Origin of the sequence: Microcystis sp. LE19-195.1E, from assembly GCF_027532095.1 — a bacterium.
Lineage (GTDB): Bacteria > Cyanobacteriota > Cyanobacteriia > Cyanobacteriales > Microcystaceae > Microcystis > Microcystis aeruginosa.
In genome coordinates, this window is the sequence record NZ_JAPZSZ010000165.1 from 1 (window position 1) to 8,709 (window position 8,709).

An 8,709-nucleotide genomic window follows, 5' to 3' on the forward strand; every position below is an offset into this window, starting at 1 on the left:
AAAACAGCACTTTTTCTCGGTCAATGATTAGGATAAGTTATAACTTAAAAATTAATCAACAACTAAAGCTTATGCTTGTAGCTAAGTGAAATCATTGATTAAGAGACCTGTACTTTTCAATGACTTTTTCAGCAAGCCCTACTTAGGGTTGGCGGCAAAAAGTACGGGCGAAGCATTCGGATAGAAAATCTACGTTTCACCGATAGGTTATTGCCCGAATGCTTCGCCCCTACAGGACACGGGCCGATGAAGACGCAAGGTGTTGAAGCACGATTCTTTCAAAATCTTGCACCTGTTTCACGAGAAAAGCCACAAAACCCTTACCTTGCCTACATTTCACATTTATTCAGCAAACCCTACTTAATCCCAACCTTGGCGAGATTTTACAATTCCCGACGACCTTCTAAAGCTCTCGCTAGGGTTACTTCATCAGCGTATTCTAGATCACCACCCATGGGCAACCCAAAAGCGATACGGGTAACTTTAGTGAAGGGTTTCAGTAAACCCCCGACATACAAAGTCGTGGTTTCCCCTTCGACACTGGGACTGATAGCTAAGATAACTTCCTGAATTTTTTTCTGGCTGACTCTGGTGACTAAAGACTGTATATTTAATTGATCCGGTCCAATCCCATCCATAGGCGAGATAACACCGCCCAAAACGTGATATTTGCCCGAATATTCCCTTGTTTTCTCCAAAGCAATCACATCTCTGGAGTCAGCTACCACACAGATAGTCCCCGTTTCTCGGTTAGGATTGCGGCAAATTTCACAAATCGGTTCGGCCGAAAGATGAAAACAAACCTGACATAATCCTACTTGTTTTTTGGCTGCTACGATCGCCTGGGCCAATTCGATCGCATCTTGTTCCGGTCGTTTGAGAATATAGAGGGCCAGACGTTGAGCGCTTTTGGGTCCCACCCCGGGTAATTTTTGTAACTGCTCGATCAAACGAGCTAAAGGCGGTGTATAAATAGCAGTTAATCCTCTTATCAGTTATCAGTTATCAGTTATCAGATTTGAGTTTTCAAGTGAGCAGTGTTACATGGAAGTTTCCTGCTGTCTTTTCACTGTTTACTGCTCACTGTTTACTAACTAAGACCTTTTTGGTAAACGGACATCGATAACACTGGTGTTGAAATTATAATTATCTCCTTCCAACTCGATTAAAGTGCCAATTTTCACCTTTTGACCGCCAACAACCGCACCAGTATCTGTAACTTCCGCTTGACCACTGAGAGTCATAATCATATCTTGAGAATAGTTTTCCGTGCGGGGATCCGGTAGGACTTTCACGCTACCATCGGGCTGCGGAACTAAGACATTTCTCGATAAAGCTTTAACATTTTTTATATCCACTTGACCGGCCGGTTGATTACGAATAACAATATTAGTTTTCTTCTCGGTATTGAATTGATTAATCAAAGCATTGGGATTAAGAACACTTAAACCCCGGACAATAACATCCACTTCTAGGGGTTCTTTGGTAACTTGAGCGATCGTACTTTTACCACTCGTCCCCGGGACAACAAAAATCCCGATAATTGTCAATAAAATTACTAAGGCCGCTCCAATATCAAGCAAGCTAAATTTACCGAATAAACGTCCTTTTGAGTCTAATAATTTCATAAGCGGTTCACTATAAAATTTTGGGGAGAAGGGAACAGGGGAACGGGGTGATGGGTAGGGTTGATTCATGAATCAACCCTACTATGAATCAACCCTAGGGTGATGGGGGATGGGGAGAAAATACAAATAATCTCCTGAATCCTGTCTCCTGAATCCTGTCTCCTGAATCCTGCCTCCTGAGGGCTAATAGATTCTATCACGATCGGAATCTTGGTCGCGGACAGGAAGTCTGACTTAAGATAGAAGATCGGAGTCTCACACGGAGCGATCGATAGACAATGGCGGGTAAAACTCAACTTAAGAAACAAGAAAAGCAATTATCTCCAGTGGATCTGACCCCTTCTGACGGTAACAACCTCGAAAAAGTTGCCCCCGTTAAACATTGGTCGATCGAAGATAGCGAAAATCTCTATCGCATCCAAGGCTGGGGAGAACCCTATTTCTCGATCAATGCCGCAGGAAATATTACCGTTTCGCCCCAGGGAGAAAGGGGCGGTTCTTTGGACTTATACGAGTTAGTTTCGGCGATTAAGCGGCGTAATATCGGTTTACCCTTGTTAATTCGGTTTAGTGATATTTTGGAAGACCGGATCGAGCGCCTGAATGCCTGTTTTAACCGAGCGATCGCCCGTTATAATTATGCCAATGTCTATCGCGGTGTCTATCCGATCAAGTGCAATCAACACCGTCACATCGTCGAGTCTTTAGTGCGTTTTGGTAAACCCTATCAATTTGGGCTTGAGGCTGGTTCAAAACCTGAGCTAATGATTGCTTTAGCTACCCTAGAACCTGCCTTAAACGGCAAAAATGACAAAACACAACCATTGCTAATTTGTAACGGCTATAAGGACAAAGAATACCTGGAAACAGCCCTGTTGACCACTCGTCTCGGTCATCGGCCTTTGATTGTCATCGAACAATTGGAAGAATTATATTTAACCCTGCGCGTCAGTCGTCAGTTAGGAATTGCCCCTCATTTGGGAGTGCGTGCGAAACTGGGGACAAAAGGGGTGGGCCGTTGGGGATGTTCCACGGGAGACCGGGCAAAATTCGGTTTAACCGTCCCGGAAATCTTAACGGTGGTGACGGAATTAGAACAAGCGGGGATGTTAGATTGTCTGCAACTGCTGCACTATCATATCGGGTCGCAAATCTCCGCTATTAGCGTCATTAAGGATGCCATTCGCGAAGCTAGTCAGATTTATGTGGAATTAGCGAAATTAGGGGCAAATATGACCTATCTCGATGTGGGGGGTGGTTTAGGGGTCGATTACGATGGCTCAAAAACTAACTTCTACGCCTCAAAAAACTACAATATGCAGAATTATGCCAATGATATCGTGGCCGAGGTCAAGGAAGCTTGTGAAGATGCCCAGATTTCACCCCCAATTCTCATCAGTGAAAGTGGCCGGGCGATCGCTTCTCATCAATCGGTGTTAGTCTTTGATATCTTGGGAAGTAGTGAGGTTCCCCAAAACCCTCCCGATCCCTGCAATGGGAAAGAACACCTCATCCTCCGTAATCTCTGGGAAACCTACACGGGTATCGATGAGCGCAATTATCAGGAAGCTTATCACGATGCGGGACAGTTCAAAGAGGAGGCGATTAGTCTGTTTAATTTCGGTTATCTCGGTCTCAAGGAACGAGCTAGAGCCGAACATTTGTACTGGGCTTGTTGTCACAAAATTCTGCAAGTGGCCCGACAACAGGATTATGTTCCCGATGACTTGGAAGACTTAGAGCAAATTATGGCCTCAATTTATTATGCCAATCTCTCGGTTTTTCAGTCAGTTCCCGATAGTTGGGCGATCGATCAACTATTTCCAATTATGCCGATCCATCGTCTCGATCGAGAACCTACCCAAAGAGGGATTCTCGCCGATTTAACCTGTGATAGTGACGGGAAAATTGCCCAGTTTATCGATTTGCGCGGGGACGTAAAATCTGTTTTAGAATTGCATCCGTTGGAGTACAAAAACGGTAAACATTCTCCAGAACCCTATTATTTAGGAATGTTTTTGGTGGGTGCTTATCAAGAGATTATGGGCAATTTACATAATCTTTTTGGCGATACCAATGTGGTACATATTCAGATGAGTCCCAAGGGATACGATATCGAGTATCTAGTCAAAGGAGATACGATCACGGAAGTATTAAGTTATGTGCAGTATTCCGCAGAAGATCTGTTAGAAAGAATTCGTCTTCGTTGTGAACAAGCTTTGCAGGAAAATCGCATGACTGTGGAAGAATCCCAATTACTCCTACAGGATTATGAACGCAGTTTGCGACGTTATACCTATCTAGTGGGTGGGGATTGATGATTGCTCTTGCCGATCGAGTAATCGATCGAGGATGATAGAAAATAGACAAAATAGATAGGCAGTAAGGGGAAGCAGTGGATAAGGGAACGCTGGTAGAATTTCGCGTCCAAGGAGAAAGGCGCTTAGGGGTGATCGATCGCCCAGAAGGGAAAAAAGATTGGATCGTCATCGATCAAGGGGGAAACCCGCATAAACTGCGTCCCCAACGCTTCGATTACATTATCAAAGCAGGTCCATCCAACTATAAAGAGATTGGCAATTTTCTGCGGGAAGTCCAACCCTATCTAGATGCTAGTGGTTTAGAAGTGGCCTGGGAATTATTAGCTGGGGAAAATCAGTTAGTCACTCCCGAAGACATGGCCGAGATTCTCTTTTCCGATCGCAGTCCGCAGTTTTGCTATGCGGCCCATTGTCTCTTGAGTGATGATAAAGTTTATTTTAAAAATAAAGGGGATGGTTACGAAGCCCGATCGGAAAATCAGGTAGAGGAAATCAAACACCAGCTAGAGGTGGAACAACAGCGTCAACGGGAAAAAGGCCAATTTCTCCAACGTCTCCAACAGGCCCTGGCCAGTGAAACGGTAGAATGGTCAGAAAGCGATCGAATTCGTCTGGAATCTCTAGAAAAATTTATCCTCCAACCCGAACAAAAATATCCAGCAGCCATGGACATACTCTCGCTGCTGGGCCGTTCCCAAACCCCCGAGGCTGCTTTTGAATTGTTAGTCGATTTGAAATGGTGGAGTAGTCACGAAAACCTTTTCCTGCGACGCAGTTCCTACCCCGTTCAATTCTCGAAAAAGGTACTTGATGTGGCGCGTCTTAATTTACTCAATCCCCCTGCGGATGCGGATGTCAACAATCGTCTCGATTTAACCCACCAAAAAATTTATACCATCGACGATGAAAGTACCGAGGAAATCGATGACGGATTATCGGTGGAAATGCTCGCGGATGGTGGTCATCGTCTCTGGATCCATATTGCTGATCCTAGCCGTTTAGTGCTTCCCGATGATGAATTAGACCTAGAAGCACGTCGTCGCAGTACCAGTCTTTATCTTCCCACGGGAATGGTTCCCATGTTTCCCCTAGAATTGGCCGCCGGTCCAATGAGTTTGGTACAGGGTAAACTTTGTCCCGCATTGAGTTTTGGGGTAATCCTCGATGAAACGGGGGCGATCGCCGATTATCGGATTCATCCTAGTACAATTAAACCTACCTATCGCCTCACCTACGAAGATGTGGACGAAATGTTACATCTGGATCTGCAGCATGAACCGGAAGTAAGGATTCTCAACCGTTGGGCAAAACAACGCCACGCATGGCGCAAATCTCAGGGATCGATTAACATCCAAATGCCAGAATCATCCATTAAGGTGAAGGATAACGACGAAATTATCGTAGAATTGCAGGAAGTTTCTCCATCTCGGCAATTAGTGGCGGAAATGATGATTTTAGCCGGAGAAATCGCCGGTCGCTACTGTCAGGAACACGAGATACCCGTGCCTTTCCGCGGACAACCACAACCGGAATTACCCCCCGATGAGGAGTTAATTTTACTACCTGCGGGCCCGGTGCGTTCCTGTGCCTTGCGTCGCTGTATGCCGCGCAGTGAGATGACGACGATTCCTAACCGTCATGCTAGTCTGGGATTGAATACCTATTCCCAAGTAACTTCGCCAATTCGCCGTTATACTGACCTTTTGACCCATTTTCAACTAAAAGCCCATCTCCGGGGCGATCAACTGCCTTTTACCCGGGATAGAATGCAGGAAATTCTCTATAGTGTCGCTAGTTCAGCCCAAGAAGCCACCTCGGTGGAACGACAAACTAATCGTTATTGGAGTTTGGAATTCTTGCGACGACAGGGAGATCAAGTCTGGCAAGCTTTGGTGTTGCGCTGGCTGCGGGAAGAGGAAAATTTAGGCTTGATTTTATTGGAGGAATTGGGGTTAGAATTACCCCATCGTTTTGAGCGCTCGGTATCTTTAGGCGATCGCTTTCAAGTACAAGTTAGTCGCTCTGATCCCCACCGCGATGAGATCCGTTTTCGCGAGTTATCGGGTTTTGTCTCCTCCCAAGCAAGTTAATCTCTCGGGGAGTCAGTATTCAGGAGTCGAGAGATAGGGTGATAGGGATTTAGGGGTTTAGGGAAATTTCAGCCAAATGCTCCACTACCCCACACCCTGCCACCACCGAAAAGCTTTTTGCCGCAAACCCTAAATAAGGTTCTTCGGTTTGTGTTATGCAATGGACGGAGGTTATAAGGGATGAAACTCTTATAGAGAAAGGCATTTAGCGATTTTTGTTAATTGTTTTTGATCTAGAGCGAACTAATCAATTAAATCTCTTGCCAGATAAGAATTTAGTCGATTTATGCCACCCTATCGAACTATACTAAGTAACGAAGAACCGTCTGTTTTTACTCTAGAAAAATGATAGATCAAATCAACCTACGGGCGCAAATCTGTTGTAATACTAAATCTGGTTATTAAAGACTGATTATTTATTCCCCTTTTTGCATGAGTGCATGAGCAGAAAACGGGTTTCTCGGAGAAACCCGTTTTCTGTGCGTTACTCAACGGATTTAGTATAAAATGTTAGTATCTGGCAGTTAAAAGAGCCAAAAACTTCTGCATAATCCCAACGTATGACCATAACTATACGATTTGATTTGCCTATTAATATCTCGGAATCTCTCCATTCACAAGCAGAGGAACAGGCTAAGATAGCATATATCATGACTTTGTTAAAACATGGAGAAATTAGTAGTGGGATAGCTGGCAGGCTATTGGGAATCTCTCGTTTAGAAGTTCTCGAACTTATGGGTCAATATGGGGTTGCCATCTTCCCCGACCAAAATCGAGAAGAGTTAGAACAAGAAATTACAGAAACCCTGCAACTATTAGAAGATTCTCCTGCGTGATTATTGTCTCTAATACCACTCCGTTAAGTGAGTTAGCTAAAGTTGGTCAACTTAACTTACTCCAAAAACTCTTTAGCAAAATTATCATTCCCCAAGAAGTTTATAATGAAGTCACCACAGGAAATCATCGGGCTGCTTCGGTTGTTCCTGCTGCTCAGTGGATTGAGGTATTTACCCTTCAATCTCCCGCTCAATTATTACAATTGCAAATTCAGTTTAAACTAGATTTGGGGGAAGCGGCTACAATTGTCTTGGCAGAAGAATTAAAAGCGAATCGAGTCTTAATAGACGAAAAATTAGGAAGAAAAGTCGCTCAGTCTAGAAATTTGCCCGTAACTGGAACAATTGGACTTTTATTAATCGCTAAAAAGAAAGGAATTATTATTGAAGTTAAACCCATTTTAGAGCAGTTTTTGAGTCAAGGTAAAAGAATTAGCCCAATTCTTTATCAAGAAATATTAGGAATGGCTGAAGAAAGCTAGAAATTAATTCCACACAGAAACCAGAAGAGCCAGAATTTTATCGATAAATGGGAGCCAGTGCGGAAAACTTATTCGATCAAAAGCTCTAGAAAGCTTATGATGTATCGATTTCAGGGTTCTTGTCCCCCTGTCAGATTGGTATGTTAAAATGAGGTGAAATAATATCAATGCGTGGAGTCATTCTTTGATATGAGTAAATATTCTAATTTTGACCCAACTCATTTTGTTGTCGAACCCGAAGAAACTGAACAAATAACCCAATTAAATCAGCTGCTTAATAGAGAAATCCCGACGAGACTCGTAACCGAACAGGGAGAAAATATCCATATTCCCGAATCGGTTTTAATGGTACTTCGTTACAGTGTGGCTGCCTTAGCATCGGGACAGGTAATTCAGTTAAATGTTACCCATCAGGATTTAACTATAGAAGAAGCGGCTAATTTGTTAAATGTTTCTAACTCTTATCTAATAAAATTACTAGAACAGGGGCAAATTTTATCGACTAATGTAGGCAGTGATAAACGAATAAAACGAGAAGATTTGCTAATATATAAAGAGAAAAAATATCGAGAAAGAGAACAAATTTTAAATAACCTTGTAGCCATGACTGAAGCGGAAGGACTATACAGAAAAGATGAGGAATTAAACCTAGATGACAGCAGAGCCTAGGGTTGTTTTAGATGCTTGTGTTCTTATTCCTCAGTATTTACGCGATACTTTATTATCAATTGCTTGGCAAGGTTTATACTCGCCTTACTGGTCGAAATTAATTTTAGAAGAAACAACCCGCAATCTGATTAATCGATATAATATAACTTCAATAAAAGCCCTTAATTTAGTGGAGACAATGAAAGCAGCTTTTCCCGAAGCCATGATTGAAGTGCCATCTGGTTTAATTGAGTTAATGACAAATGACTTACAAGACCGTCATGTTCTAGCAACTGCTGTTATGGCTAAAGCTAATCTAATTTTAACTAATAATCTTCCTGATTTTTCACTGTCAGCTTTAGAAACTTGGGGTATAAAGGCTCAATCTCCTGATACTTTTTTAAGTCATTTGTTCGATGAATATCCCGAAGAAATTAAATTCAGTCTAAATCGACAGGTCGAGAAATATAAAAATCCTCAAAAATCTCTAGCTGAATTACTAGAGTTTTTAGATAAAAAAGCCAATTTATCTAATTTTTGTCAAAAGATAACTAAAATTCTTTGATATAAGCTTTTACGCATTTAAGTTACATTGACAGCATTACCCTTATTTTTAAGTTTTCTACTCCATTTAATAATCAATCCCCCTTCATTTAAAAGCTGATTGACTACTTTTTCCAGTTCTTCTTTATTTTCAAATTCTC

Annotated in this window: 8 protein-coding genes and 1 pseudogene; 6 read left to right on the top strand and 3 right to left on the bottom strand. The window is 42.5% G+C overall.

Annotated features, from left to right (window positions below; translation table 11 throughout):
* Positions 1-383: 383 nt before the first annotated feature.
* Complete coding sequence (recR, locus tag O9300_RS09710) at positions 384-974, bottom strand: recombination mediator RecR (RefSeq protein WP_071823408.1); 591 nt, start codon at positions 972-974, stop codon at positions 384-386.
* 120 nt (positions 975-1,094) lie between these two features.
* The gene (locus tag O9300_RS09715) at positions 1,095-1,628 is read right to left on the bottom strand and encodes a DUF4330 domain-containing protein (protein WP_190722246.1); all 534 of its coding nucleotides are present in this window, start codon (positions 1,626-1,628) and stop codon (positions 1,095-1,097) included.
* Between the two features lie 278 nt (positions 1,629-1,906).
* On the opposite strand from O9300_RS09715, the gene speA reads away from it, so the two are divergent.
* The 6 genes from speA (at position 1,907) to O9300_RS09745 (ending at position 8,570) form a co-directional block, all read left to right on the top strand.
* Positions 1,907-3,946 carry a biosynthetic arginine decarboxylase gene (speA, locus tag O9300_RS09720; RefSeq protein WP_287971452.1) on the top strand — a complete coding sequence of 680 codons (2,040 nt, stop codon included), beginning with the start codon at positions 1,907-1,909 and terminating at the stop codon, positions 3,944-3,946.
* Positions 3,947-4,023: 77 nt separating this feature from the next.
* The gene (locus tag O9300_RS09725; RefSeq protein WP_287971453.1) at positions 4,024-6,039 is read left to right on the top strand and encodes a ribonuclease catalytic domain-containing protein; all 2,016 of its coding nucleotides are present in this window, start codon (positions 4,024-4,026) and stop codon (positions 6,037-6,039) included.
* Positions 6,040-6,599: 560 nt separating this feature from the next.
* Positions 6,600-6,875, top strand: a complete 276-nt coding sequence (locus O9300_RS09730) for a UPF0175 family protein (RefSeq protein WP_150977635.1) — start codon at positions 6,600-6,602, stop codon at positions 6,873-6,875.
* Positions 6,872-7,357 (top strand): PIN domain-containing protein, encoded by a 486-nt coding sequence (locus O9300_RS09735; protein WP_190722250.1) that lies wholly within the window; start codon positions 6,872-6,874, stop codon positions 7,355-7,357. Before O9300_RS09730 ends, O9300_RS09735 begins: the two co-directional genes overlap by 4 nt.
* Before the next feature lie 189 nt (positions 7,358-7,546).
* Positions 7,547-8,026, top strand: coding sequence for an excisionase family DNA-binding protein (locus O9300_RS09740; protein ID WP_287971455.1), 480 nt, complete (start codon positions 7,547-7,549; stop codon positions 8,024-8,026).
* A complete protein-coding gene (locus O9300_RS09745) occupies positions 8,010-8,570 on the top strand; it encodes a PIN domain-containing protein (RefSeq protein WP_287971456.1) in 561 nt (186 codons plus the stop codon). Before O9300_RS09740 ends, O9300_RS09745 begins: the two co-directional genes overlap by 17 nt.
* Before the next feature lie 17 nt (positions 8,571-8,587).
* Here O9300_RS09745 and O9300_RS09750 read toward each other — a convergent pair.
* A pseudogene (locus tag O9300_RS09750) lies at positions 8,588-8,709 on the bottom strand (IS630 family transposase); the annotation flags it as partial.